Source organism: Neisseria sp. P0009.S007, from assembly GCF_051962515.1.
Map to the genome: position 1 here is coordinate 1 of NZ_JBQCVF010001274.1, position 237 is coordinate 237.

Annotated in this window: 1 protein-coding gene; it reads right to left on the reverse strand. The window is 51.9% G+C overall.

The window, feature by feature from the left end; translation table 11 throughout:
- Positions 1-63: 63 nt before the first annotated feature.
- Positions 64-237, reverse strand: a 174-nt coding sequence (locus ACTHS3_RS18585) for a DUF1841 family protein (RefSeq protein WP_440368880.1), incomplete at its 5' end; no start/stop codon positions are given.

Sequence of the window (237 nt, forward strand, 5' to 3'; positions counted from 1 at the left end):
GATGGAAACGTTGGCTTTGGCAAGCGTAAGGATTTGTATGGGTTGAGGCCGTCTGAAAAGAAGTTACTTTGTGTCCATCAAGCCGACCTCATGGGGATTGAGGCGGGCTTTTTCTTCTTGGCCTAAGCCGACCAATTTCCGTAAGCGAGTCATGTAGGCATTGACGTCAAGGCCTCGTCCGTAGCGTTGCGCCTCCCAGATGGTTTCTGCCAAGGCTTCCATCATATCGTGTTCGGC